27 protein-coding genes and 2 pseudogenes are annotated in these 24339 nt (G+C 73.7%); 12 read left to right on the top strand and 17 right to left on the bottom strand.

The window, feature by feature from the left end; translation table 11 throughout:
- Nucleotides 1-7: 7 nt before the first annotated feature.
- From DRB96_RS38305 to DRB96_RS38295, 3 genes and pseudogenes are all read right to left on the bottom strand, one after another.
- A pseudogene (locus tag DRB96_RS38305) lies at nt 8-274 on the bottom strand (LysR family transcriptional regulator); the annotation flags it as partial.
- A gap of 10 nt (nt 275-284) precedes the next feature.
- Entirely contained in the window at nt 285-1214 is a 930-nt protein-coding gene (locus DRB96_RS38300; protein ID WP_112454275.1) for a DMT family transporter, read from the bottom strand.
- Between the two features lie 52 nt (nt 1215-1266).
- Nucleotides 1267-2232 (bottom strand): EamA family transporter, encoded by a 966-nt coding sequence (locus DRB96_RS38295; RefSeq protein ID WP_112452534.1) that lies wholly within the window; start codon nt 2230-2232, stop codon nt 1267-1269.
- A gap of 116 nt (nt 2233-2348) precedes the next feature.
- Between DRB96_RS38295 and DRB96_RS38290 the strand changes: the two genes are divergently transcribed.
- Complete coding sequence (locus tag DRB96_RS38290; protein WP_112452533.1) at nt 2349-2882, top strand: MarR family transcriptional regulator; 534 nt, start codon at nt 2349-2351, stop codon at nt 2880-2882.
- 120 nt (nt 2883-3002) lie between these two features.
- Here the strand turns inward: DRB96_RS38290 and DRB96_RS38285 are convergent, their stop codons facing one another.
- The 3 genes from DRB96_RS38285 to DRB96_RS38275 are packed head-to-tail and all read right to left on the bottom strand — an operon-like array spanning nt 3003 to nt 5554.
- Nucleotides 3003-3233, bottom strand: coding sequence for a hypothetical protein (locus tag DRB96_RS38285; protein ID WP_112452532.1), 231 nt, complete (start codon nt 3231-3233; stop codon nt 3003-3005).
- 56 nt (nt 3234-3289) lie between these two features.
- Nucleotides 3290-5320 (bottom strand): 4-alpha-glucanotransferase, encoded by a 2031-nt coding sequence (locus tag DRB96_RS38280; RefSeq protein ID WP_112452531.1) that lies wholly within the window; start codon nt 5318-5320, stop codon nt 3290-3292.
- A gap of 12 nt (nt 5321-5332) precedes the next feature.
- Nucleotides 5333-5554 (bottom strand): hypothetical protein, encoded by a 222-nt coding sequence (locus DRB96_RS38275; RefSeq protein ID WP_112454273.1) that lies wholly within the window; start codon nt 5552-5554, stop codon nt 5333-5335.
- Between the two features lie 470 nt (nt 5555-6024).
- On the opposite strand from DRB96_RS38275, the gene DRB96_RS38265 reads away from it, so the two are divergent.
- From DRB96_RS38265 to DRB96_RS38255, 3 genes are all read left to right on the top strand, one after another.
- Complete coding sequence (locus tag DRB96_RS38265; RefSeq protein WP_112454271.1) at nt 6025-6294, top strand: DUF192 domain-containing protein; 270 nt, start codon at nt 6025-6027, stop codon at nt 6292-6294.
- 59 nt (nt 6295-6353) lie between these two features.
- Nucleotides 6354-6971 carry an SMI1/KNR4 family protein gene (locus DRB96_RS38260; protein ID WP_112452530.1) on the top strand — a complete coding sequence of 206 codons (618 nt, stop codon included), beginning with the start codon at nt 6354-6356 and terminating at the stop codon, nt 6969-6971.
- 275 nt (nt 6972-7246) lie between these two features.
- On the top strand, nt 7247-8536 hold the full coding sequence (locus DRB96_RS38255) for an extracellular solute-binding protein (protein WP_239516569.1): 1290 nt from the start codon (nt 7247-7249) through the stop codon (nt 8534-8536).
- Between the two features lie 246 nt (nt 8537-8782).
- Here the strand turns inward: DRB96_RS38255 and DRB96_RS38250 are convergent, their stop codons facing one another.
- Nucleotides 8783-9412, bottom strand: a complete 630-nt coding sequence (locus DRB96_RS38250; RefSeq protein WP_112452529.1) for a hypothetical protein — start codon at nt 9410-9412, stop codon at nt 8783-8785.
- 174 nt (nt 9413-9586) lie between these two features.
- On the opposite strand from DRB96_RS38250, the gene DRB96_RS38245 reads away from it, so the two are divergent.
- Nucleotides 9587-10387, top strand: coding sequence for a serine hydrolase domain-containing protein (locus tag DRB96_RS38245; protein ID WP_343234669.1), 801 nt, complete (start codon nt 9587-9589; stop codon nt 10385-10387).
- A gap of 56 nt (nt 10388-10443) precedes the next feature.
- On the opposite strand, the gene DRB96_RS38240 is transcribed toward DRB96_RS38245, so the two are convergent.
- Nucleotides 10444-11265, bottom strand: a complete 822-nt coding sequence (locus DRB96_RS38240; RefSeq protein ID WP_112454267.1) for a polysaccharide deacetylase family protein — start codon at nt 11263-11265, stop codon at nt 10444-10446.
- Nucleotides 11266-11500: 235 nt separating this feature from the next.
- On the opposite strand from DRB96_RS38240, the gene DRB96_RS43430 reads away from it, so the two are divergent.
- Both DRB96_RS43430 and DRB96_RS43425 read left to right on the top strand, forming a co-directional pair.
- Entirely contained in the window at nt 11501-11725 is a 225-nt protein-coding gene (locus tag DRB96_RS43430; RefSeq protein WP_162688412.1) for a hypothetical protein, read from the top strand.
- A gap of 225 nt (nt 11726-11950) precedes the next feature.
- On the top strand, nt 11951-12088 hold the full coding sequence (locus DRB96_RS43425) for a hypothetical protein (RefSeq protein ID WP_162689132.1): 138 nt from the start codon (nt 11951-11953) through the stop codon (nt 12086-12088).
- Nucleotides 12089-12113: 25 nt separating this feature from the next.
- On the opposite strand, the pseudogene DRB96_RS38230 reads toward DRB96_RS43425, so the two are convergent.
- Nucleotides 12114-12242, bottom strand: a pseudogene (locus DRB96_RS38230) (aldehyde dehydrogenase family protein); the annotation flags it as partial.
- Between the two features lies 1 nt (nt 12243).
- On the opposite strand from DRB96_RS38230, the gene DRB96_RS38225 reads away from it, so the two are divergent.
- On the top strand, nt 12244-13323 hold the full coding sequence (locus DRB96_RS38225; RefSeq protein ID WP_112452526.1) for a Zn-dependent alcohol dehydrogenase: 1080 nt from the start codon (nt 12244-12246) through the stop codon (nt 13321-13323).
- Nucleotides 13324-13398: 75 nt separating this feature from the next.
- Here the strand turns inward: DRB96_RS38225 and DRB96_RS38220 are convergent, their stop codons facing one another.
- Nucleotides 13399-14124, bottom strand: a complete 726-nt coding sequence (locus tag DRB96_RS38220) for a TetR/AcrR family transcriptional regulator (protein WP_112452525.1) — start codon at nt 14122-14124, stop codon at nt 13399-13401.
- Between the two features lie 88 nt (nt 14125-14212).
- Here DRB96_RS38220 and DRB96_RS38215 point away from each other — a divergent pair, with 88 nt between their 5' ends.
- The 3 genes from DRB96_RS38215 (at nt 14213) to DRB96_RS38205 (ending at nt 16560) form a co-directional block, all read left to right on the top strand.
- Entirely contained in the window at nt 14213-15364 is a 1152-nt protein-coding gene (locus tag DRB96_RS38215) for an acyl-CoA dehydrogenase family protein (RefSeq protein ID WP_112452524.1), read from the top strand.
- 111 nt (nt 15365-15475) lie between these two features.
- The gene (locus DRB96_RS38210; protein ID WP_112452523.1) at nt 15476-15781 is read left to right on the top strand and encodes a YiaA/YiaB family inner membrane protein; all 306 of its coding nucleotides are present in this window, start codon (nt 15476-15478) and stop codon (nt 15779-15781) included.
- A gap of 92 nt (nt 15782-15873) precedes the next feature.
- A complete protein-coding gene (locus tag DRB96_RS38205) occupies nt 15874-16560 on the top strand; it encodes a TetR/AcrR family transcriptional regulator (protein WP_112452522.1) in 687 nt (228 codons plus the stop codon).
- Here DRB96_RS38205 and DRB96_RS38200 read toward each other — a convergent pair.
- On the bottom strand, nt 16551-17012 hold the full coding sequence (locus tag DRB96_RS38200) for a MaoC family dehydratase (protein WP_112452521.1): 462 nt from the start codon (nt 17010-17012) through the stop codon (nt 16551-16553). The two genes, DRB96_RS38205 and DRB96_RS38200, sit on opposite strands and share 10 nt — an antisense overlap.
- 128 nt (nt 17013-17140) lie before the next feature.
- Between DRB96_RS38200 and soxR the strand changes: the two genes are divergently transcribed.
- A complete protein-coding gene (soxR, locus tag DRB96_RS38195) occupies nt 17141-17584 on the top strand; it encodes a redox-sensitive transcriptional activator SoxR (RefSeq protein WP_275432050.1) in 444 nt (147 codons plus the stop codon).
- Here soxR and DRB96_RS38190 read toward each other — a convergent pair.
- The 6 genes from DRB96_RS38190 to DRB96_RS38165 all read right to left on the bottom strand — a co-directional run bounded on the left by DRB96_RS38190 (nt 17565) and on the right by DRB96_RS38165 (nt 24315).
- Complete coding sequence (locus DRB96_RS38190; RefSeq protein ID WP_112452519.1) at nt 17565-18065, bottom strand: 3-keto-5-aminohexanoate cleavage protein; 501 nt, start codon at nt 18063-18065, stop codon at nt 17565-17567. The two genes, soxR and DRB96_RS38190, sit on opposite strands and share 20 nt — an antisense overlap.
- 187 nt (nt 18066-18252) lie before the next feature.
- Nucleotides 18253-20247 (bottom strand): class I SAM-dependent methyltransferase, encoded by a 1995-nt coding sequence (locus DRB96_RS38185; protein WP_239517818.1) that lies wholly within the window; start codon nt 20245-20247, stop codon nt 18253-18255.
- Nucleotides 20244-21431, bottom strand: coding sequence for a nucleotide disphospho-sugar-binding domain-containing protein (locus DRB96_RS38180; RefSeq protein ID WP_112454264.1), 1188 nt, complete (start codon nt 21429-21431; stop codon nt 20244-20246). Before DRB96_RS38180 ends, DRB96_RS38185 begins: the two co-directional genes overlap by 4 nt.
- A gap of 2 nt (nt 21432-21433) precedes the next feature.
- Entirely contained in the window at nt 21434-22336 is a 903-nt protein-coding gene (locus tag DRB96_RS38175; protein WP_112452518.1) for an alpha/beta hydrolase, read from the bottom strand.
- Nucleotides 22337-22343: 7 nt separating this feature from the next.
- A complete protein-coding gene (locus DRB96_RS38170; protein WP_112452517.1) occupies nt 22344-22670 on the bottom strand; it encodes an acyl carrier protein in 327 nt (108 codons plus the stop codon).
- Nucleotides 22660-24315, bottom strand: a complete 1656-nt coding sequence (locus tag DRB96_RS38165) for a 4'-phosphopantetheinyl transferase superfamily protein (RefSeq protein ID WP_112452516.1) — start codon at nt 24313-24315, stop codon at nt 22660-22662. The genes DRB96_RS38170 and DRB96_RS38165 overlap by 11 nt, the downstream gene beginning before the upstream one ends.
- Nucleotides 24316-24339: the final 24 nt, after the last annotated feature.

Genomic DNA, 24339 nt, shown 5'->3' with positions numbered 1-24339 from the left:
CCCCCGTCAGGTACCCCGCCAGTTCCGCGTCCGCCCGCTCCAACTGGGCGAAGACCGCGTCCGCGTGCCGCAGGACGAGGTGGGCCGCGTCCGTGAGGCGGACCCGGCGGCCCTGGGCCTCCAGCAGCGGGACCCCGAGGAGCCTGGCCAGGTTGGTCAGCTGCTGCGAAACGGCCGAGGGCGTCATGTGCAGCGCCTCGGCCGTCGCGGTCACGGTCCCCTGTTCCGCGAGGGTCCGCAGGATCCGCAGCTTCTTGATGTCCCACTCCGTCATGGGACCGAACCTACCGCCGGGCACCGAGGCCCACGCCGCCCAGGATCAGCGCCATGCACAGCAGCTGCGCCGGGCCGGTCTGCTCGCCGAGGAGGAGGAAGCCGAGGACCGCGACGCAGACCGGCTGGAGGTAGTAGACGACGCCGGAGCGGGAGGCGCCGATGAGCGAGACCGCCTTGTTCCAGGCGAAGAAGGCGACGGCGGAGGAGAAGACGCCGACGTAGAGGAGCATTCCGGCGGTGGAGGGGGTGACGTGGAAGCCGCCCTGGACCCGGACGGACACGGCGTAGGCGGGGGCCAGCATCAGCGCGCCGAGGACGAAGGTGGTGATCAGGAAGGCGAGGCCGCCCAGCTCCGCGGGCTTGCGCTTGAGGAGCGCGCTGTACGTGGCGAAGGACAGGGCGGCGCCGAACATCCACAGGTCGCCGGCGGCGAAGTCGAACCGGATCGAGCCCTTGCCGACCAGCAGCAGGACGCCGAGGGCCGCGAGGACCAGACCGAAGGTGCGCCGGGCGCCGAGCCGTTCGCCGCCGATGCGGGCGTACAGGGCCATGACGACCGGCGAGGCGGCCATGATCATGCCCATGTTGGAGGCGGAGGTGGTCAGTCCGGCCTGGTGTACGAGGGTGTTGTAGAGGGTGACGCCGAAGAGGGTGGCGAGGGCGATGTAGCCGAAGTGCTCGCGGATCAGGGCCCGCTGCCGCCAGGCCTGCCGGGCGGCGAAGGGGGCTACGGCGACGGTGGCGATCGTCCAGCGCCAGAAGACGGCCTGGACGGGCGGGATGCTGTCCGCCATGCCCCGGGTGGCGACGAAGCTGCCGGACCAGACGACCGTCGCGAGCAGGGCGAGGAGCACGCCGAGGCCGGTGGCTCCCTTCTTGGCCCGGGTGCCCCCGCTGCCGGGCTGCTCTGTCTGCGAAACGGTACGGACGCGGTCCATGACGGCCACTGTGTGTCTCCCCCTCGGGGTTCGGTGTGTGTCGATCGTCGTCCTACCGTCGCACCGAGTCACCCGTCAGGTCTATCGAAACATTTCGATCGATTTCTTCAGCAGAACTGAACGGTTCAGCGGCAGGGGCCTCGGTGGCCCGACGCCTGGACCGTGCCGCCCCACCCGCCGTCTGCCCCGCGAGGGTCGCGCCGAGGGCGACCGCCATGCCCAGCACCTGCACCGGGGACAGCCCCTGACCCAGCGCCGCCCAGCCGATGACGGCGGCGGTCAGCGGGGAGAGCACCCCGAGCAGGGTGACCGAGGTGGCGGTCAGCTGCCCGATGCCGCGCACCCAGAGCCAGTACGCCAGTCCGGTGTTGATCAGCATCATGTAGCCGTAGCCGAGGAAGGCCTTGCCGTCGAGCGCGGGCGGCGCCCCCTCGACCAGTACGGCCAACGGGATGATCATCAGCCCGCCCGCGGTGAGCTGCCAGCCGGCCATGGCCAGCGGCCCGGCCCCCTCGGGGCGCCCCCAACGCTTGGTCATGACGGTGCCGGCGCCCATCGAGACCGAGGAGACGACGCCGGCGGCGATGCCGACGAGATCGAGCCGGGCTTCGGCCGTCAGCACCACCATGCTCACTCCGAGGGCCCCCACCACGGCGGCCACCACGGTCCGCGGCCGGGCCCGCTCCCCCAACAGCAGGGCGGACAGGCCCACGACGAACAGGGGGCCCGCGGCGCCCAGGACTGCCGCGACCCCGCCGGGCAGGCGGTAGGCGGACAGGAAGAGCAGCGGGAAGAAGGCGCCGATGTTGAGCGCACCCAGGACGGCGGACTTCCACCACCACTGCCCCTTGGGCAGGGTCCGGGCGAGGCCGGTCAGCAGCAGTCCGGCGGGCAGGGCCCGCATCACCCCCGTGAACAGCGGCCGGTCGGGCGGCAGCAGCTCGGAGGCCACGACATAGGTGGAGCCCCAGGAGATGGGGGCCAGGGCGGTCAGGGCGATGACGGCGACGCGGTTCACGACGGTTGCTCCTCCGGCAGGGACGAGTAGCTCACTTGTAAGTAGCTTAGCACTAAGCTACTTAGAGACAAGCAACTTTCTTGCGAAGGAACAAGCGGAAGCCGGATACTGCGGCCATGACCGAGCCCAAGCCCGCAGCCGCGCCCGCAGCCGCACCCGAGGTCGCCAAGGACCCCGTCGACGCGATCGCCGATCAGTGGTTCGCGGTGCGACCCGCCCTGGACACCGCGCCGATGGCCGTCTTCGGACGGATCTTCCGGATCGCCAAGGCCATGGCCGAAGAGATGGACAGGGCCTACTCGCGCTACGGGATCGTGCGCGGGGAGTTCGACGTCATCGCCACCCTGCGGCGAAGCGGAAGCCCGTACACCCTCTCGCCCCGCCAGCTGTCGGCGACGCTGATGCTCACCACGGGCGGTATGACGGGACGGCTGGACAAACTGGAGAAGGCCGGGCTGCTCTGCCGCAAGCCCGATCCGCACGACCGGCGGGGGCTCCAGGTGACGATCACCGACCGCGGCCTCGGGATCGTCGACGAGGCGGTCGAGGCGGGTCTGAACGCACAGCGCGCGGCGCTCACCGGGCTCGACGAGGCCGAGGTCGCGACCCTCACGGCGCTGCTGCGCAAGGTGCTGGCGGGGGTCCCGTGAGCAGGCCCGGTCCCGGGCCCGCCCGTCACGGGATCAGGCCCGCGATCAGGCCCGGGACCGGGTCCGGGCATGACGGCGCGCCGGAGGTCCGTACGGACCTCCGGCGCGCCGGAAGTTTTCCTACTGCTGCTTGCGCGACTTGTCGCCGACCATCACCAGACCGGTGATGACCAGGAACAGCACGATCGGCGCGGCCACGTACAGGCCCAGCGTCTCGGCAATGCTCAGGCCCGGACCCGGGTCGTCGCCGTCGTCGCGGGTGAGCGCGAGGGCGGGAGACGTCATCAGCAGCATCATCAGCGTCGTTCCGGCCGTGACGGCGCCGGCGCGCAGAGCGTTCTTCTTGTCCACGGTGCAAACGTAGCGAACACCCAAACGACCCGCGCGCCCGGGGGTGCCGTACGGGTTCACCCCCCGTCCCGCACCGCGCTCAACAGGGAGTTCGCGCGCGGCGAGGCCGCCAGGGCCTCCAAGGTCAGCGGCCGGCCCTCCGCGTCGGCGACCGGGAGCCGCCAATTGGGGTACTGGTCCCAGGTGCCGGGCAGGTTCTGCGGCCGCCGGTCCCCCACCGCGTCGGGCAGCCAGACCCCGACCAGCCGGGCCGGGGTGCGCAGCAGGAACCCGTACAGGGCCCGTACGGCGGCCTCCTCGTCCTTGGTGTCCAGGCCGAGGTCCTCCAGCACGTCCAGCCAGCGCGCGGTGTCGGCCGCGTCCTCGGCCCGCTCCCGCTCCAGCGGGCGGGTCAGCAGGCCGAGCCGGTCGCGCAGTTCCACATGGGCTCCGGCCAGCTTCGCGGCCGTGGGCGGCAGGTCGTGGGTGGTGGCGGTGGCCAGGCAGTCGGACCGCCAGCGCTCCGCCTCCAGCGGCTCCCCGTCGCCGCCCCAGTCCCGCTCGAACCAGAGCACCGAGGTGCCCAGCACCCCGCGCCGGGCCAGCGCCTGACGGACCCCCGGCTGCACGGTGCCGAGGTCCTCGCCGATGACCAGGGCCCCGGCGCGGTGCGCCTCCAGGACGAGCAGGGCGAGCATCGCCTCCCCGTCGTACGAGACGTACGCGCCTTCGGCGGGCGGGGCCCCCTCGGGGATCCACCAGAGCCGGAACAGCCCCATGACGTGGTCGATGCGCAGGGCGCCCGCGTACCGGAACACCCCGCGCAGCAGGGCCCGGAACGGCTCGTACCCGCCGGCGGCCAGCCGGTCGGGGCGCCAGGGCGGCAGCCCCCAATCCTGGCCGCGCGCGTTGAAGGCGTCCGGCGGGGCCCCCACCGAGACGCCCTCGGCGTAGTGCTCCGAGCCGGAGGCGTCCGAGCCCTCCGGGTGCACCCCGACGGCCAGGTCGTGCACGATGCCGACCGCCATGCCGGCCTCCTTGGCGGCCCGCTGCGCGGCGACGAGCTGGGTGTCGGTCAGCCAGACCAGCCAGCGGTGGAAATCGGCCCGGGTCTGCGGGTCCTCCCCGGCGTGCGCGGCGCACCAGGCGGCGTGCCGGTCCAGCTCCGCGCCCTGCTCGGCGCGGAACCTGCCGTAGGCCGCCTCCCGTTCGGGCGTGCGCGGGACCGCGTAGAGCAGCTCCAGGGCGGCCCGCTTGAGGGCCCAGACGGCGTCCCGGTCGATCAGCGCGCCCTTCTCCAGCACCTCGCGCCGCAACTCGCCGCCGCGGTCCGCCAGTTCGGTGAGGGCGGCCCGGTTCGGGCCGGCGGCGCACTCGGGGACGTCCTCGATCCGCAGGTGCACCGGGTCGGGGAAGCGGCGCGAGGAGGGCCGGTACGGGGAGGGGTCGGTCGGGGTGCCGGGCACCGCCGCGTGCAGCGGGTTGACCTGGATGAAGCCGGCTCCGTGGACGCGGCCCGCCCAACGCGCCAGCTCCGCCAGGTCGCCGAGGTCGCCCATGCCCCAGGAGCGCTCCGAAAGCAGGGAGTACAGCTGGACGAGGAGCCCGTGCGTGCGCCCGGGCGCGGCCGGGGCCCGGTCGGGGGCCACGATCAGGGTGGCCGTCGCGGTGCGGCCGTCGGGGGCTTCGGCGCGCATCCGGTGCACGCCGAGCGGCGGCTGCCCCGAGGGCCCGCCCCGGGACCCCGGCGGGCCGCCGAAGGCCTCCTGGAGCCCCGCGGCCGCCCCCGGCGACCCGGCGGCGGCCTCGGTCACCCCGCCGTCCTCCAGATCCAGCCGGATCCGGGTCCCGGGCGGCAGCGCGCCCAGCTCCGCGGGCGCCCTCGACCCGGCCCACCACACCAGCACGCGCGGCAACAGCCGCTGGGCCGCCTCGTGTTCGGCCGCCGCGAGGTGTGCCCGTACGGACTCCGGGGTGTCCGTGTCCGCCCCCAGCCGCCGCAGTACGGCGGCGACGGTGGACTCCGGAACCCGGACGGTGACGTCCTCGGCGGGCTGGTAGGTGGTGGCGACGCCGTTCAGGGCCGCCAGCCGGGCGAGGTCGTCCATCGGATTCCTTGTCTAGTCACCCGCGGCGGCGGCCGCGGCGGAAGTGGTCGGCTCGCTGGTCAACGGGGCCTCGCAGATGAGCGGGGGCTCGCTGGTCAGCGGGGCGTGCGCGGCATCGGCGAGCGGGGGCTCGCTGGTCAGGGGCGCTTCGTAGGGCCCGGCCTGCGCGGGCAGGTGGGCCAGCGGCGGCCGCTGTGTCGGGGCTGCGGCAGTGGCCGGAGCGGGGGTGGGTATGGCGGTCCCGGGGGTCTCGGTGTTCACGGCAGGCACTCCTTTGTGCGTGAGGATCGGTCAGGAACATGGAACACCGCCGGAGAACACCGCAGCCATACCCAGTCGGACGCATCGCATTCCTGGCCGATCCCGGTCAGACCGCCCGCGGGCGTTGACACCCGGCCGTACGGATGGTGGGGTCGGGCCCATTCGTACGAGCGGGGGACGACTCGGGACGAGGAGGCTCCGTGCGGCTCAGGGGCAGCAAGCGGGCGACGGCCGCGGCCGTCGCCGTCATCGGGACGCTGCTGGGCGGCTCGGTGGCCGTGGGTCCGCCCGCCGCGTTCGCCGCTCCGGCCGCGCCCGGCACACCCGCGGGGCCCGCGGGGCCCGCGGGGCCCGCGGGGCCCGCGGGGCCGGGCACTCCCGCCTCACCCGGCACTCCTGCCTCTCCCGGCACTCCCGGTGCTGCCTCTTCTACACCTCCGCCCCTGCCGCCGACCTACTCTTTGGACGGGATCGAGGGGGCGATGCTCCTCACCCCGGCCGCGAGCGTGCACACCTTCCGGATGCGCTTCGCCATCGACGTGGCCTACCTGGACCGCCGGCTCAGGGTCGTCGCGCTGACCACCATGCCCCCCGGACGCCTCGGACTCCCCCGGCTGCGCGCCCGCCACGTCCTGGAGGCCGAGGCCGGCGCCATGGCCGCCTGGGGGCTGCGCGTGGGGTCCGTGCTGCGGCTCCGTCTCGACCGACGCTAGGCGCTGCCCCTGACCGGCGGTAGGTTGGGGCGGTTGAGCTGGGGTGGCAGGGGAGCGGCATGACGGAGAACGCGCACATCAAGGCGCTGGAGCAGATCATGCCGGCGACTCACGGCACGGACGAGGACATCGACTGGCAGGCGGCCGAGGCCGTCTGGGGCAGCCGTTTCCCCGCCGACTTCATCGCCTTCATGGGCCGCTTCGGCGCGGGCTCGATCAACGGCGAGGCGAGCGTGCTGCTGCCGCTGCCCAAGCCGGGGCTCCAGTGGGACCCGGCGCAGATGGCGGAGGAGACCGCCAACGCCCGCCAGGTCTGGGAGTCCGAGGGCGGCCGGGCCGCCTTCGACGTGGACCCCGAGTCGATCGTCGCCTGGGGCGTCACGGGCGGCTCCGACATCCTGTGCTGGCTGACGACCGATGCCGACCCGGACCGCTGGCCCGTCCTGGTGGTCGGGCGCCACACCGCCGACTCCTTCGCGGTGTACCCGTACGGCATGGGCGAGTTCCTGTACCGCCTGTGCTCCGACGAGTTCGACATGAGCCCGGTCAGCATCACCTTCTGGGACGGCGGCCACCTCAGCTTCGTGCACTGGCGCAAGGCCCAGCGGCGCTGGCAGGAGGGCCGCAACCCCGAAACGGGCGAGCCCGACCCCTACGCGGGCGACTTCTCCGACTGACGCCGCCGCGCGGCCGGTCCCCCTCCCCCAACCCGTTCCGTGGCCGGAAACGGGCGTTTCGCCATGTCTACGCGCGTCCGAATTGTTGATCACATATCGGAAAACACCATTCTGAAATGCCGCACTTGGAGCATTGACCACAAGTGCCGACCCAATGGAACAAGACGGCCTCCCACAGGAGAGAATTCCGGCCAACGGGCCATGGAGGGACAGCACAGCCCGGAGCAACCCATAAGTAATAACGCGACGCAAAAGAAAATCAGGGGAATACACCCGTGCGACGAAGAATCTTCGGCACGGCCGCCACCACGGTCGTGCTCGGTCTGCTGACAACGCTGGCCGGATGCGGCGGCTCGGACGGAAGCGACGCAGGTGACGGCGGCACGCTCCGCCTCGTCGCCGCCGAATACGGCGACGGTTCGGCCAACAGTTCCAAGGAGTTCTGGGACAAGGTGACGGCGGATTTCACCGTCGCGAACCCGGGCATCAAGGTTCAGGTCCAGCTGCTTCCGTGGGCCGACATCGACCGTGAAGTCTCCCGCATGGTGAAGGCCGGGAACGCGCCGGACATGGCCCTCATGGGTTCTTACTCGGACTTCGCGGCGCAGGGCAAGCTCTATTCCGCGGACGAACTCCTCTCGGTCACCGCCGAGGCGAACTTCCTGCAGCCCCTCGCCGAGGCCGGCTCCGTCCGCAACACCCTCTACGGCCTGCCCTTCGTCGCGAGCAGCCGCCTGCTCTTCATCAACGAGACCCTGTTCAAGCAGGCCGGCGTCAAGGAGACCCCCAAGACCTGGGCGGACCTCAAGGCCGCCGCCAAGGCACTCAAGGACAAGGGCGTGAAGTACCCGTACGCCATGCCCCTGGGCCCCGAGGAGGCGCACGCCGAGGCGATGATCTGGGAGCTCAGCAACGGCGGCGGCTACGCCGACAGCAGCGGCAACTACAGCCTGGCCTCCGACCAGAACATCCAGACCTTCAAGTGGATCAAGGAGAACCTGGTCGGCCCCGGCCTGCTCGGCCCCACCCCGCCGTCCCAGCTCAACCGTGCCGACGCCTTCGCCGCCTTCACGCGGGGCGAGGTCGGCATGCTCAACGGCTACCCCTCGCTCACCCACGAGGCGCGCGCCAAGGGCATCGAGGTCCGGACCGTCGCGATGCCCGTCAACGACACGATCGGCACCGGCGAGAGCCCGCCGGCCGTCGGCGTGGCCGACTGGATGGTGGCGTTCAAGCAGCACGACCACCGCGCCGAGATCGGCAAGTTCCTGGACTTCGTCTACCAGGACAAGAACCTCGCGGACTTCGCCGGCCGCTACCACCTGCTGCCGTCCACCGTCTCCGCCTCCCGCACGCTGGCCGGCAGCGGCGGCATGGACAAGAGCGACGCCGAGTTCCTGACGGCCCTGCGCAGCGCCCAGCTCTACCCGGTCAACGACCCGTCCTGGGTGACGGTCAGCGACACCATCAAGCGCAACATCGGGCGGGCCGTGGACCCCGGCGGCGACCCGAAGGCCGTGCTGGAGGAGATCGCCGCGAAGGCGACCGAAGCCAAGAAGCGCTGACCCCACAGCGCCCGGAACTCCCGCAGCGCCCGGAACTCCAGGTGCGTGCGGCCCGGAACTCAAGGCGCGTGCGCCCGGAACTTCCGCCGAACGGCCCTGCCGACACGGGACTTCCGCCCCCTGCCGCACCCCACCCCACGCGGCATCATGGCTGGTACGGCTTCGATCCGAGGCCGCGGCCCCGTCGCCCCGCCGCGCACCCACAAGGTGCGCGGGGCGGCAGGCCCACCCCTTCCCCTCACCGCATCAGCTGGCGCCCTGGTTCTGCGGGCTGAACGCCGTGCGGTACTCCTGGCAGCTGGAGTCCCAGGCCAGGGACCCCGTGAGGGTGCCGTAGCCGGTGCGCGTGACCGACCACTCCACCGTGTACTTCCCGGTGTCACACGCGATGCGCTTGCCGCCCGGAACCTTCGTACGGCCCGTCGCCGGCCGGTTGACCAGCTCCTGGTGCACCTCGGCGGCCTTGGCGCGGTTCGCGCTCCGCAGCACCGCGTGCACGACGATCGGGTGCTTGCCGTCCTTGGTGGTCAGCACCTTCTTCACCCCCTGCGAGTCCGCGACCGACCACGCGAACTCGTACCCCGGCTCCCAGGCCAGGGTCTTCGGGTCGGGGACCTGGCGGTGGTAGTCCTCCGCGCCCTTGGGTCCGGGCCGGTCCACCGTCTTGTACCGGATGCCGGGCTGGAAGCGGAACTGCGCCTCCACCTTGTGCATGTCGTCCTTGGTCCACATCGACTTCATCGCCTTCTCCCCTCCGCTCGGGTCCTGGAGGAACGCCGTGCCGTCCGCGGCGGTGGCGGCTCCCTGGCAGAGGACGGGGGCGAGGGCCGCCGCGGCGGCGGCGAGGGCGAGAGCGGCGGTGCGGGTGCGCTTCATGCCCGGACCAACGGGGTCCCGCGGCGGGCCGGAACGACGCCGGGCGCGCTTTCACCCGTACGAGAACCGGTGCGCGGGCGCGACCCCGCGCGCGTCCGGAACCCCTGCCCGCGGGCCGCGTGTTGGCGTGCGCGGAAGCCGTTCGGCAGCACCGGCCGGACCGGGGGGACGACGATGGCGGTGGACGTGGACGGCACGGTGGCGGCGGGCTGGGAGCCGGTGCGCGAGGAGCTCGAGGCCTTCGTGGCCTTCGAGGCCTTCGTGGCCTTCGTGGCCTTCGTGGCCTTCGTGGCCGGCGAGCGGATCCCTCCGGAGGCGTCGGCGTACCGGCCGGAGTTCACCGGGGGCGGCAAGGAGCGGCTGACGGTGCGGCAGTTGGTCGCGCACCAGTCCGGACTGGTCAACACCGCCGAGGGCTTCGACTACGAGGAGCTCGCGGACGACGCGCTGCTCGCGGCGCGGCCGGCCGGGCAGCGGCCGCACTGGGAGCCCGGGACGGCGTACGGCTACCACGCCTACGTGATCGGCGCGCTGACCGGCGAGGTCGCGCGCCGGGCGACGGGGCGCTCGATCCAGGAGGTCTCCGAGGAGCGGATCCGCGCGCCGTTCGGGCTGGACCTGTACCTGGGACTGCCGCCGTGTCAGCTGGAAGGGCGCTGGCGGCCGGTCCTGGACATGGTTCCGACGCCGGAGCAGGAGGCCGAGGGCGCGGAGCTCGCGGCAACGGCTCCGGAGCTGCTGGCGGTGGCCTTCGACCTGCACCGCGATCCGCCGGGGCCCGGAGGCCTTCGGGCACTCGGGCGCGGCGGGCGCCCAGGGCTTCGCCGACCCGGTGACGGGGACCGCGTACGGCTACACGCGGCGCCGCTTCGCCTTCCCGGGCGGGGCCGCCGCGGAGAACGGCCCGCTGACGGCGGCGGTCCTCAAGGCGGCCCGGGGGTAGGGCGGTCCGGGGGCAGGGCGGCCCGAGGGTAGGGCGGTCCGGGCTGAGAGCGGTCCGGGCCGAAGGCAGTCCGGGCCGAGGGCGACGCTCAGGCGCTGGGGCCGGTGACCACCGGGAAGCCGGTGGGCCGGCCCTGCTCCTTCAGCCAGGCCAGGACTTGGTCGAGGGCCTCGACGGTCTGGGTGCGGTTGCCGCCGCCGTCGTGGAACAGGACGGTCGGACCGTTCTTGATCTCGCTCTTGACCGTGTTGGCGATCTTCGCGGCCCCGGCCTTCTCGAAGTCCTTGCTGTCGATGTTCCAGCCCAGCGGACGCATGCCGTCGGCAGCGGCCAGGGCCCTGCTCTCGGGCGTGAACGCACCGCCGGGGGCCCGGTAGTACTCCACCTTGGCCCCGCCTCCCGCCGCGTCCTCGATCAGCTTCTTCGCGTCGAGGATCTGCCGGCGCTGGTAGTCGAGGGGCTTCTTGTCCATCGTCGTGTCGTGGTCCATGGTGTGGTCGCAGAGCCGGTGGCCGGCCGCGACGACCTTCTTGACCAGGTCCGGGTGGGCCTTGGCCTGCGGGCCGATCATGCAGAAGGTCGCCTTCACGTCGTACTTCGCGAGGACCTCCAGCACCTTCGGCGTCCACTTGGGGTCGGGCCCGTCGTCGATGGTGATGTTGACCGCGTTCCCGCCGGCCTCCGAGGCGTGGGCTATGCCGTCCGGGACCTGGCCCGGGTTCCCGGGCGCCTGGGGGTCGGCGCCGCCGCCCTGCGCGGGGTCGTCGCTCTGCCGGGAGGCGTTCTCGTGGCCCGTGTCGGGGGACGGATCGACGATCGTCGTCACTCCCCACACCGTCGCGGCCACCGCCGCGGCCGCCCCGGCGACGGCCAGCCGTGTCCGCATGCCCTGCATGTGCGTGCGCGCCATGAACCCCATGTGTCTCAACTCCCCATTCGACGTCCGCCTTGTGAGCTCGCACTGGTCAGGACGTCAGGCGCCGATGAGGGGTTCCAGCCGAATGGCCCATAAATTTCATGTTGGATGACTTTGCTCCTTGATCGTCCCGAATTCCGTCCCGGCTGAAACCACGGGCGATCGGGGCGGCCTCCTCCCGGGCATCCCGGGCTGAAGACCCCGGCTCTCCCTGGAGGTTCACTCACCCATGCGCAAGGCACACACCCCTGCGGTCCCGCTGCTCGCCCTGCTCGCGCTGTCGGTCGCGGTGAGCCTCCTGCCGGCCGACGGAGCGCGGGACGTCAAGCCGGACGGGGCGGTCGGGGCGCGGGTGGAGCACGGCACCCTGACGGCGGTGACCGTGACCGGACCTGACGGGAAGCCGGTTGGCCAAGGTGGACATCGCCCGGCACCCGCTGACGCTGGAGCGTGACGGCGCGGTGGTGAAGTCGGTCCCGATCACGGCGGGCGATCCGGCGAGCACCCCGACCTGGAGCGGGAAGATGCCCCTCATGGGCAAGGAGGGGACCATTCTGACGGTCTCGGGCACGTACGCGCACCAGGCCGAGTGGGCGGAGGGCCACATCGGCTCGGCGAACAAGAGCCACGGCTGCATCGGCCTGAAGAGGCGGCGGACGCGGCGTGGTTCTACGACCTGGTGCAGGTCGGCGACGTCTTCGAGGTGACGGACGGCAAGGAGACGGTGGCCGCCGGGAACGGCTTCGGCGAGTGGAACCTGTCCTGGGCGGACTGGCAGCAGGGGTCGGCGCTGAAGCTGTCGCCTATACACATCTGACGCTGCCGACGATCCACCCCGTCTAGATGGTCGGGGCGATGAAGTACCCCTGCGCGTGCGGCGCCTCGGGCCCGCCCGCGACGAGGCGCGCGCCCTCCTCCACGCCCTTGGTGATGAAGCCGCGCACGCGGTCGCGCTGCTTGGCGCCGACGACCATGGTCCGCGCCGCCATCCTGCCCGCCGTCGGAGCCCCGCTGGAGATACGGGACATCGTGCTGCCCGAGCCCGGCCCCGGGCAGGTCCGGGTACGGCTCACCGCAGCCGGGGTCTGCCACTCCGACCTCTCCCTCACCAACGGCACCATGCGGGTCCCCGTGCCCGCCGTCCTCGGCCACGAGGGCGCGGGCACGGTCCTCGCCGTCGGGGAAGGGGTCATCCACGTCGCGCCCGGCGACGGGGTGGTGCTCAACTGGGCCCCGTCCTGCGGGCAGTGCCACCACTGCTCGATCGGCGAGGTCTGGCTCTGCGCCAAGGCGCTCGCCGGGGTCGGCAACGTCTACGCCCACGACGCCCGGGGAACCGAGCTGCACCCCGGGCTGAACGTGGCCGCCTTCGCCGAGGAAACGGTCGTCGCGGCCAACTGCGTGCTGCCCGCCCCCGCCGGGATCCCGCTCACCGAGGCCGCGCTGCTCGGCTGCGCGGTCCTCACCGGCTACGGAGCCGTCCACCACAGCGCCCAGGTCCGGCCGGGCGAGTCGGTGGCCGTCTTCGGAGTCGGCGGCGTGGGCCTCGCGGCCCTCCAGTCGGCGCGCATCGCCATGGCAGGCCCGATCGTGGCCGTGGACGTCTCCCCGGCCAAGGAGGAGCTGGCCCGGGCGGCGGGGGCCACGGAGTTCGTGCTCGCCTCCGAGACCACGGCCAAGGACATCCGCGCGCTGACCGGCGGCCACGGTGCGGACGTCGCCATCGAGTGCGCCGGCCGCGCCGAGTCCATCCGGGGCGCCTGGGAGTCCACCCGCCGAGGCGGCCGTACGACGGTCGTCGGCATCGGGGGCAAGGACCAGCAGGTCACCTTCAACGCGCTGGAGATCTTCCACTTCGCCCGCACCCTCACGGGCTGCGTCTACGGCAACAGCGACCCCGCCCGCGACCTCCCGGTGATCGCCGCCCACGTCCGCGCGGGCCGCCTCGACCTCGGCGCCCTGGTCACCGACCGCATCACGCTCGACGGCATCCCGGCCGCCTTCGACGCGATGCTGGCGGGCAAGGGCGGCCGCTCGCTCGTCGTCTTCTAGAGGCCTGCGTCAGGGTCAGGGGTCAGGTCCAAGGCCTGGCCCCGGGCCTGGCCCCGGGCCCGGGCTCTTCGGCCGTCACGCCGGCTCGTCGGGTTCCGGCGACTTCCCCAACGCCTCGTACTGGATGGCCAGTCCGTCGAGCAGCGCCGTCAGGCCGGTCTCGAAGGCCCCTTCGTCCACCTCGCGCTGCCGGTGCGCCAGCCGGTGGGCCTGGCCCAGGTGCGGGTAGTCCGACGGGTCGTATGCCGTTTCGTCGTCCACGAAACCCCGGGCGAACGAGGCGACCGCCGAACCGAGGATGAAGTACCGCATCAGCGCGCCGATCCGGGTCGCCTGCGCCGGCGGCCAGCCGGCGGCGGTCATCGCGCCGTAGACGGCGTCCGCCACCCGCAGTCCGGCCGGCCTGCGGCCCGGCCCGCGCGCCAGCACCGGCACGATGTTCGGATGGTCGGACAGGGCGGCCCGGTACGAGTGCGCCCAGGCGAGCAGGGCGCCCCGCCACTCGGGGCCGCCTCCGCCAGGGCCGCCGCCGGCACCGCCCTCCCGCTCCGCGCCGGATCCGCCGGCCAGGCCCACCGCCTCGAACATCGACAGGTCGACCCGCGCGCTCACCGCGTCCGCGACGGCGTCCAGGATCTCGTCCTTCGTGCGGAAGTGGTTGTACAGCGAAGGCCCGCTGACGCCCAGCGCGGCGGCCAGCCGCCGCGTCGAGACGGCCTCCAGCCCCTCCGCGTCCACCAGCGCGCCGGCCGCCTCGATGATGCGGTCTCTGCTGAGGAGGGGCTTGCGCGGTCTGGCCATGCGCCACATAGTAGGGCCTGCCCCAACTAAACTAGCAGTGCTAATTAACCCATCCGACCCATCCGACCCGTCCGCCCGGAGGTGCCCGGTGAATCTGGAGCTCAGCCAGGAGCAGTCCGCCGTACGCGAACTCGCCCGCGCGTTCACCGAGCGCGAGATCGCCCCGTACGCCGCCGGGTGGGACCGCGCCGAGAGCGTGGACCGGGCCGTCGTGAAGAAGCTCGGAGCCGTCGGCTTCCTCGGCCTGACCGTCCCCGAGCAGTACGGCGGCTCCGGCGGCGACCACCTCTCCTACGCCCTGGTCACCGAGGAGCTCGGCCGCGGCGACTCCGCCGTGCGCGGCATCGTCTCCGTCTCCCTCGGCCTGGTCGCCAAGACCATCGCCGCCTGGGGGAGCGAGGAGCAGAAGCGCGACTGGCTGCCCCGGCTGTGCTCCGGCGACGCTCTGGGCTGCTTCGGGCTCACCGAGCCCGGCACCGGCTCCGACGCCGCCGCCCTCACCACCCGCGCCACGCGCGAGGGGGACTCGTACGTGATCAGCGGCAGCAAGATGTTCATCACCAACGGCACCTGGGCCGATGTGGTGCTGCTCTTCGCCCGCACCGGTGACGAGCCCGGCCACCGCGCGATCTCCGCCTTCCTCGTCCCCGCCGACTCCCCGGGCCTGACCCGCCGCGAGATCCACGGCAAGCTCGGCCTGCGCGGCCAGGCCACCGCCGAACTCTCCCTGGACGGTGTGCGCGTGCCCGCCTCCGCGATGCTCGGCCCCGAGGGCAAGGGCTTCTCGGTCGCCATGTCGGCCCTCGCGAAGGGCCGGATGTCGGTTGCCGCGGGCTGCGTCGGCATCGCGCAGGCGGCCCTCGACGCGGCCGTCTCCTACGCCGTCCAGCGCGAGCAGTTCGGCAAGCCCATCGCCCGGCACCAGCTGGTCCAGGAGCTGATCGCCGACATCTCCGTGGACGTGGACGCGGCCCGGCTGCTGACCTGGCGGGTCGCCGATCTCATCGACCGCGGGCGGCCGTTCGCCACCGAGTCCTCCACGGCCAAGCTCTTCGCCTCCGAGGCCGCCGTCCGCGCCGCGAGCAACGCCCTGCAGGTGCACGGCGGTTACGGGTACATCGATGAGTACCCGGCCGGCAAGCTGCTGCGCGACGCCCGCGTGATGACCCTGTACGAGGGCACCAGCCAGATCCAGAAGCTGCTGATCGGCCGCGCCCGTACGGGAGTTTCCGCGTTCTGACGCGCGCGCCCGGAGCCGGGCCGCGCACCCGCCCGGCCCCGCGCGCGCCTGAGTACGTGCGTGAGTACGAGCGCGGATGTGGCGCGGCCCGTCGGGCCCGAAGCTGGACCCATGAACGAGACACCGGTCAAGCAGCAGAACACGGGGGCGTACTACGGCCAGGCCGTCGCCTCCTTCGGCACCGCCATGGCCGCCGTGGCCCTGGGGATCTACAACATGGACGCCGACGGCTGGGTGCGCGCCTTCCTCGGCATCGCGGTCCTCTACCTGACCACCTCGGCCTTCACCCTCGCCAAGGTGGTCCGCGACCGGCAGGAGGTCACGCAGATCGTCAGCCGCGTCGACCAGGCCCGCATGGAGAAGATGATGGTGGACTACGACCCCTTCGCGCCGAAGCCGCACGGTCAGGGCAGCTGAACGCAACGCATCTAAGCGCTTGCTCACCCTCCGGTAGGCTGTTCCTTCCCACCAGGGCACGACAGGGCGGCGCGAAGAGGGTGAGACGGGCGATGGAGAGCGCGCAGGAGACGACGACCGGCGGCTACCGGCCGTGGCAGGAGGTCACGCCCGACGCGGCGCGGCGGCTGCTCGTCGCGGCCGTCGAGGCCTTCGCGGAGCGCGGGTACCACGCCACCACCACGCGTGACATCGCGGGCCGGGCGGGGATGAGCCCGGCCGCGCTCTACATCCACTACAAGACCAAGGAAGAGCTGCTCCACCGGATCAGCCGGATCGGCCACGACAAGGCCCTCGAGATCCTGGACAGCGCCGCCTCGGGCCCCGGCACCGCCGCCGAGCGCCTCGACGAGGCCGTACGGTCCTTCGTGCGGTGGCACGCGGCGCACCACACCACCGCGCGCGTGGTCCAGTACGAGCTCGATGCCCTCGCTCCGGAGCACCGCTCCGACATCGTGGCGCTGCGCCGGCAGAGCGACGCCGCCATCCGCCGGATCCTCGCCGAGGGCGTCGAGGCGGGGGAGTTCCACGTCCCCGACGTGCCCGGCACCACCCTCGCGGTCCTGTCGCTCTGCATCGACGTCGCCCGCTGGTTCAGCACGGACGGCCGCCGCACGCCGGACGAGGTCGGCGCGCTCTACGCGGGCCTCGTGCTCCGGATGGTGGGGGCCGGTCCCGGACCTGCTGCCGGCCCCGGCCCCGATGCCGGCCCCGGCCCCGCCGCCGAGGCTCAGAAGTAGTAGCGGGACACCGACTCGGCGACGCACACCGGCTTCTCGCCGCCCTCGCGCTCGACCGTGACGGTCGCCGACACCTGTACGCCGCCGCCCGCCTCCACGGCCTCCGTGATCAGCGCGGTCGCGCGCAGCCGCGAGCCGACCGGCACCGGCGCCGGGAAGCGCACCTTGTTCACCCCGTAGTTGATGCCCATCCGCATGCCCTCGACCCGCATGATCTGCGGCACCAGGCTCGGCAGCAGGGACAGCGTGAGGTACCCGTGCGCGATCGTGGACCCGAAGGGCCCGCCCGCCGCCCGCTCCGGGTCCACGTGGATCCACTGGTGGTCGCCCGTGGCGTCGGCGAAGAGGTCGATCCGCTTCTGGTCCACCTCCAGCCAGTCGCTGGGGCCGAGCGGCTCGCCGATCCCGGCGGTCAACTCCTCGGCGGACGTGAAGATCCTCGGCTCGGCCATCCTCGTACCCCTGCCTCTCCCTGACGAATCTGACGAATAAGCGCTTGCTCAGCATGCTGGGGGCCGCGTGTATCTGTCAACGACACACGGATCAACGAATGTCGGTGCGGCCGACTACCCTCGGCGGTGTGCCGCAGATTCCCGAGAAAGTCCACGAGCTCACCGTCGGCCAGCTGTCCGCCCGCAGCGGTGCCGCGGTCTCCGCGCTGCACTTCTACGAGACCAAAGGCCTGATCACCAGCCGCCGCACCTCAGGCAACCAGCGCCGCTACACCCGCGACGCGCTGCGCAGGGTGGCCTTCGTGCGCGCCGCCCAGCGCGTCGGGATCCCGCTCGCCAGCATTCGCGACGCGCTCACCCAGCTCCCCGAAGGCCGCACCCCCAACCGCGCCGACTGGGCCCGGCTCTCCGAGAACTGGCGGGCCGAGCTGGACCACCGCATCGCCCGACTGGGCCGCCTGCGCGACCATTTGGCCGACTGCATCGGCTGCGGCTGCCTCTCGCTGGAGAACTGCGCGCTCTCCAACCCGGACGACGTCTTCGGCGAACGCCTCACCGGATCCCGGCTGTAGGAGCCTCATCCCGGAACCGGGCGGCCGCCGCGACCAGTTGGGCGTTCGAGCGGGCCGGCCGCCCGTCCGGCACCCGCAGTACGTCGCCCACGCCGATCCGGGCGCCCGTGCCGCAGCGCGCGGCCAGGCGCAGCACCGGCCAGGCCGCGGCCTCCCGCCCGAACAGCAGCACCGGTACGGGGGGCAGCCCGCGCAGCGCCAGCGCCACCAGGGCCCGGTCGGCCCCGGGCAGTTCGACCGCGAGCCGGACCCGCGCCGGGTCCCGTACCGGCCAGGCCAGGAACCGCTCCAGCGGCTCGGGCGGCCCGCCCACCGGGACCTCCGCGTCCACCGCGACCCCGCGCTCCAGCAGTGCCTCGGCCAGCTCCCGGGCCCCCGGCTCCGCGAACCGCACCACCGCCCGGTCCGGCAGCACCGTCCAGGCCCGTACCCGCGCGAGGCGCTCCGCCGGATCGGGCTCGGTGGCGACGCTCGCGAGCACGGACAGCGGTACGCCGCCCCCGCCGGCGCCCGCCGCGCACCGCGCCGTTAGCCCAACATGCCCTGCCCGGTGTGGGCGCACGCGGGGGCGGCGCTCGGCGCTGCGCGCGCGACGGGGGTGAAGGGTGATGGCGGGTTGTGGGAAGGACGAGCGGTGACGGGCGCCGCGGCGGGGGCCGCGGCGCCCGTCACCGCTCGTCCTTCCGGGCCAGCATCCGGTAGGCGTTCCCGCCGTCCGTGCGCCGGGCCACGGCCGTGCGCAGTGCGTCGAGCACCGCCGCGGCGGCGAAGCACGGCAGCGCGGCCACCTGTACGGCGTGGGTGAGGGCGCGCCGGCCGGGGGTGGCCGGGGAGGCCCAGGGCCGGTCGGGGTCCGGGGCCAGCCTGGTCGCGGTCAGGGCCACCGCGCCGAAGAAGTCGTTGCCCTGGTGGGCCGGGCCGTGCTCCTCGGCGAGCACGGTGAACCCGCGCTCGGCCAGCGCCTCGCGCAGGTTGGCGGCCGGGATGAGGTGCTGGTGCTGCGGCTGGAACCAGGGCAGCCAGGCCGGGCCGAGCAGCCGGGCCATGCGCGATTCGGGGTCGGGGATCTCGATGGTCAGGTAGCCGCCGGGGGCGAGGACGGCGGCCGCCGTGTCCAGTTCCGCGAGCGGGTCCCGGGTGTGCTCCAGGTAGTGGTACATGCTGACCACCTCGTACTGGCCCGCCAGTTTCACCGCGAACTCCGGGAACTGGCCCTGGTGGCCCGTCTCCACCCAGCCGCGCCGCTCCGCGTCGCGCACCGCGTCGCCCATGTCCAGCCCGTCGAAGCGGGTGTCCGGCCAGACGGCGCGTGCCGCGTTGCAGAAGTGGCCGTGCCCGGTGCCGACGTCGAGCCAGGACGCGGGGGCTCCGTGGGGGCGGAGCATCTCGGCCCGGCCCCGGTAGGCGGCGCCGAGCCGCCCGAAGACCGTGGCCGCCCCCTCGCCGCCGCGGCCGTCGTAGAAGTCGCGGTAGTAGAACTCCAGCCCCTCCAGGGTCAGCCGGGGGTTCTGGAAGACGTGCCCGCAGTCTCCGCAGCCGTCCAGGGTGAACAGGCCGGGCTTGGCCTGGAGCAGATCGGGCACCCGGACGCGGACGGACAGCTGCCGGGAGCCGCACCAGGGGCAGTCCTGGCGGCGCGGTTCGAAGAACCGGTCGGTCCCCGCTGCCAGGTCGGTCCGGTAGTCGGCGGCCCGGACGGCGGCCCGCGCCGTCTCGCGCTCGCTCTCGGGGGTGGCGCCGCCGGCCCGCCGGGTACGGGCCGTGGCGGCGGCCGTGCGCAGGGCGGCGGCGAGGGAGCGCACCGGCCGGGCGGCTGTGGCCAGGGCCAGATCGCCCGGGCGCAGCGGTGTGCCGGGCCCGCCGAGGGCCAGGCAGGGCTGGATCCAGTACAGCCCCGCCGCGGCGGCGCCCCACCGGCCCTGGCGCACGGCCACGCCCGCCAGCAGGGCCAGCCCGGCGAGCTGCGCGGCGGCGAGCGCCCCCGGTGGCAGCCCTTGGGCCCGGAGCTCGCCGGCGCGGGCCGCTCCGCTCGCGTCCGGCGGAGGTCCGCAGCTCAGGGCCGGTGCGATGGCCAGTCCGGTGGCGTCGGTGGCGTACTCCTTCAAACGGCGGGTCAGCGCCAGGAGTTCCGCCGGGGCGGGCCGCGGCTCGGCCGGATCCACGCCGGCCCGCGCGAGCACCTCCTCGGAGACGAGCACCGCGAAGCCCGCTCCGCGCCCCTCGCCGAGCCGGTCCTGGCGGTAGCCGGCCGGATCGACCAGCCGCAGCAGGCCCATGGTCCGTTCGGTGGCCAGGTCCGCGGGCAGCAGGTCCAGGACGTGCAGCCCCTCCCGGTCGGCGTGCGCGCAGGCGGCGAGGAAGGTGGCCGCGTCGGGTTCGACCCCGCGGGCGGTGAGCAGCCGCCAGCCCGCGGCGCGCGGCACCCCGGCGGCGGCGGGCGCGGCCATGGGAGGGGTCATGGGCAGCACCGGGATCGCCCGCAGCCGGCGGGCGGCGCGCACGGTGCCCGCGCCGAGGGCGACCAGCAGGACCGCGGAGGTCCACCGGACTCGGGGAAGGCGGGCGGGAAGGCGCAGGGCGAGGTACCCCCGGAGCGGAGGGAGCAGCGGAAACGGGGGAAGAGAAGGGAGCGGGGAAAGCACGGGGAGCCCGGGACGCTTCATATGAGTTTCTCCAACCGGTCGGCCGCGGCGCCGGCCCCGCCGGCCGCGGCGAATGAGGCCTGGATCCGCCGGGCGCCGCGGCGGTGGACGGGTTCGTCCAGCACGGCCGTCAGCGCGTCGCGCAGTTCCTCGGCCTTGGTCCTGCCGAACCGCACCCGCACCCCGGCCCCGGCTTCGACGACCTGCCGGGCGACGATCGGCTGGTCGTCGCGGATCGGCGCGACCACCAGGGGCAGCCCGTGCGCGAGGGCCTCGCAGACGGTGTTGTGGCCGCCGTGGCAGACCACCGCGTCCAGATGGGGAAGCAGGTCCAGCTGCGGCACGCTCTCCCGCAGCAGCACGTTTCCGGGGACGGTGCCGACCAGCGACCCGGGGGCCACCAGGATCAGCTGTACTTCCGCGGCGAGCCGTTCGGCGGCCCCCAGCACCGCTCCGTAGAACCGTCCGCCGGCCTGCTGGTTGAGCGTGCCCAGGGACACCAGCACCCGGCGCCGCGTCGGGTCCAGCTCCGCCCAGGGGAAGTCGGGCGCGGGCGGGCGGGCTCCGAAGGCGGGTCCGACGAAGGCGTAGTGCGGCGGGAAGTCGGTTCCCCCGCCGACGAGTTCGCGGCTGGAGAACACCAGGATCAGCCGGTCCGAGAACCGCGGGTCCCACGTGGGGTCCGCCCCGGCCCCGCCGATCCCACCGGTCCTGTCAGCCCCGAACTCCGCCAGCAGTCCGCCGATCCGCTCGGCCACCCACTCCCCGACCTTCGGGAAGTCGGTGAAGGGCCCGGTGAGTTCGGCCGAGGTACTGGCGGACGTCACCCACGGCACGCCGAGCCGGCGCGCGACCACCGGACCGGCGAGCGCCTGCTGGTCGGCGACCAGCACGTCGGGCGCGAACTCGCGCACCGCCCGGGTCACGCCCGGCACCATCGCCCTGGCCAGCGGGACCAGCGCCTCCTCCCACAGGAACCGCAGCGCCCCGACCCCGCGCAGATCGCGCCAGCGGGCGTGCAGCGTCGCGTACTCGCCGCCCTCCTCCGCTCCGGCCGACAGGATCCGGGCGTGCTCGGGCAGCAGCCGGGACAGCGCCCCGGCCGGGCCGCACCAGGCGACCTCGTGGCCGCGGGCGGCCAGTTCGGAGCCGACCGCCACGGTCGGGTTGACGTGTCCGGCCAGCGGCGGCACGGTGAAGAGCACCTTCACGGGACCAGCACCCCCGTCCGCCGGAGCTCCTCGGCCGGAGCGGTCGGAGCGACCGGAGCGGCCGGAGCCGTCGCGGTGACCGGAGCCGTCGGGGCGGTCAGGGCCGTCGCGGCCACCGCGTCGAGATGGGCGAGCACGGCCGCTCTCAGCGCCCCGCTGCTCTCCTTCAGCACGTCGTGGCCCAGGCCCGGCAGGATCTCGATCGCGGTGACGCGCGGGGCGTGGCGGGCCAGTTCCCGCGCGCCCGGGACGAGTTCGGAGTGCTCGCCGCAGACGATGAGGACCGGGCAGCGCAGTGCGGCGTAGTCGGCCGGGGTGAAGGTGCGGCTCGCCGCGATGTCGTCGATGAGCGTGGTGCGGTTGAGCAGGTCGTCGGCGATCGCGGTGAGGTTCGCGGCCTTGCGCAGCCGCAGGGTGAGCAGTTCGGCGGGGACCGGGCTGTCCTCGAGGCTGAGGGCGGCCGCCGACAGGGTGTCCACCATGTTCTCCACCCAGGTTCCGCTGAGCGGGGGTTCGAGCAGGGTGAGCCCGGTGACGCGGTCGGGCCGGGCGAGGGCGGCGTGCAGGGCGAGGGTGCCGCCGTGGCTGTTGCCGACCAGGTGCACGGGGCGCCGCCCGAGGCCGAGCTCGCCGAGCAGTGCGAACAGGTCCCCCACGGCGGTGCCGCTGTCGTAGCCGGTGGCCGGCCGTTCGCTGCGGCCGTGGCCGCGCAGGTCGTAGAGGACGACCTCGTGTCCGGCCCGGGCCGCCGGGACGGCCAGGGGGCAGTAGAAGGAGGACAGGTTGTCGACGACCAGTCCGTGCAGGAACACCACCACGGGACGGTCGGGGCCGGCGTCCGTGCCGGCCGGGAGCTGTTGGACGTGGAAGCGGACGGAGTCCGCCTGGACGAGGGCCATCGCGGGATCAGCCGTCCGATGCGGGCGCGGCGGCCGGGCCGGCCGAGACGCGGGCGAGGGAGGCGTGCGTGATCCAGCCTATGTGCGTGACGAGTTCGCCGACCGACATGGCGAGGATGGCGTCCATGTCCTTCTCGGACAGGAAGCCCATCAGGTCGACCTCGGCTCCGTAGCGGTGGTGGAGCAGCTCGGCGAGGGCGACGAACTCGATGCTCTCCAGGGCGAGGTCCTCGTTGAACGTCGTCTTCATCGTGACCTCGTCCGCGAGGAGGAACTCGTCACCGACGATCTCCACGAGCATGCCGGTGATCTCGGCGAGGATGTCAGCTGCCATGACTGGTCTCCGTGAGGTGGAAGGGACGGGGGGACTGTTCCGCGGGACGCTCGGTCCAGGCGACGACGTGGTCGAGCGGCGCGTCCGCGAGCAGGGTGGTGCGGATCGGGTACGGCTGCCCGTCGGGGGACAGCACGCGCAGCCGGCCGGAGCCCGGGTCGCCGTCCGCCCGCCAGGCACGGGGGCGGCCGCCGAGCCCGGTCCCCGCCGCCTTGGCCGCGGCCTCCTTGGCGCACCACAGCGCCGTGAGGGCGGCCGGCAGGCCGGTGCCCTCGCAGGCCGCCAGCCCTTCGGCGAGGGCGAGTTCCTCCGGTGTCAGCGCGATGCGGATCAGCGCGTCCGGATCGGCGGTCACCGGCTCCACGTCGATGCCGACCGGCTGGTCGCGGTGGGCCAGCGCGACCGCGATCCGGTCCTTGTGCGCGATCGTCAGCCGGATTCCCGCGGCCAGGTCGCCCTCGGCGAGCGGGCGGCCCGCCGGGTCGTTGCCGACGGCCACCTCCGCCGGGAAGACCGGGCCGGCTCCGTCGTTCCACAGCAGTTGCCGCAGCGCGTCCTTGGCGGCGATCCGGCCCAGCAGCCAGGGCGCCCGGGCACGCGGCGCCAGCCGCTCGTACACCGCGCGCTCGGCGGCTCCGAGGTAGCGGCGCATGACCAGCTCCTGCGAGGCGGGGTCGGTCCAGCGGCGCCGGGCCAGGCACCAGCCGGCGGGCTGGGGTTCGCCGATGCCGCACACCTCCGGGGTGAACTTCATCGGCCAGACCCGTTCGTCGGCGCCGAAGCGGCGGTACGTCCAGCCGTCGATCCGGGCCCACACCCCGCCGTCGGCCCGGCGCAGCTCCAGGTCGCCGCGCACGGTGACGTCGCGCACCTCGCGGATCCGGGCCGTGGCGGCCACGAGCTCCCGCGGGGCGGGCGGGGGGCCGGAGAAGCGGATGCGGTCCACGGTGGCCGGGAACACCAGCCGGTCCACCGGGAGCCGCAGCTGCATCCAGTGCCCGAACAGCTGCCCGGCGGCGTCGAGCAGCGCCCCCGGGTCGGGCAGGGCCCGCAGCACCCCGCGGATCCCGTCCGAGCCGACGGCGAGCACCTCGTGCACCCCGGCGAAGCGCGGGCCGTGGAACATCCACCGGTCCCGGTAGAGCGCCTCGGCACTGACGGGGGCCGGCCGCGGATCGTGCAGGGGGGTGGGATCGGGCCCGGGCAGCGGCTCGTACCGCTCGCCGGTGAGCACGACCACGTCGGCGTACTCCCCGAGGACGACGCGGGTCCGGCCGGGCCCCTCGCCGCGCACGGTGACCGGCACGTCGAGGGCCGGTTCGACGGAGAGCCACCGCAGGGCCCGCACCTGGTCGTAGCCGATGACCGCGAGGCCGGGCGGGGCGTGCCGCAGCGCGGCCTCGGCCGCCAGCTCCAGCATGGTCGTCATGGGTACGACGGGGAACCGGTCGGAGTCCTCGGGCCACCCCTCGGGCTGCAGGTACACGCAGTGGTCCCGTACGTAGGGCAGCGCGGCCAGCGAGAGCCGCAGGGTCTCCTTCGCGACGGCCGGAGCGGTGTCCTCGGGCACCTCGTCCAGGGCGCTGAGCAGGACCGGCCGGTGTCCGGCGGCGGCCGGGGCGGCCGGGGCGGCCGGGGCAGCCATGGTGGGACAACCGTCGTACTGTCT

The sequence above is a fragment of the Streptomyces sp. ICC1 genome, from assembly GCF_003287935.1.
Classification (GTDB): domain Bacteria; phylum Actinomycetota; class Actinomycetes; order Streptomycetales; family Streptomycetaceae; genus Streptomyces; species Streptomyces tritrimontium.
The sequence above is the reverse complement of the archived record's forward strand: the minus strand, read 5'-3'. Positions and strand labels throughout refer to the sequence as shown.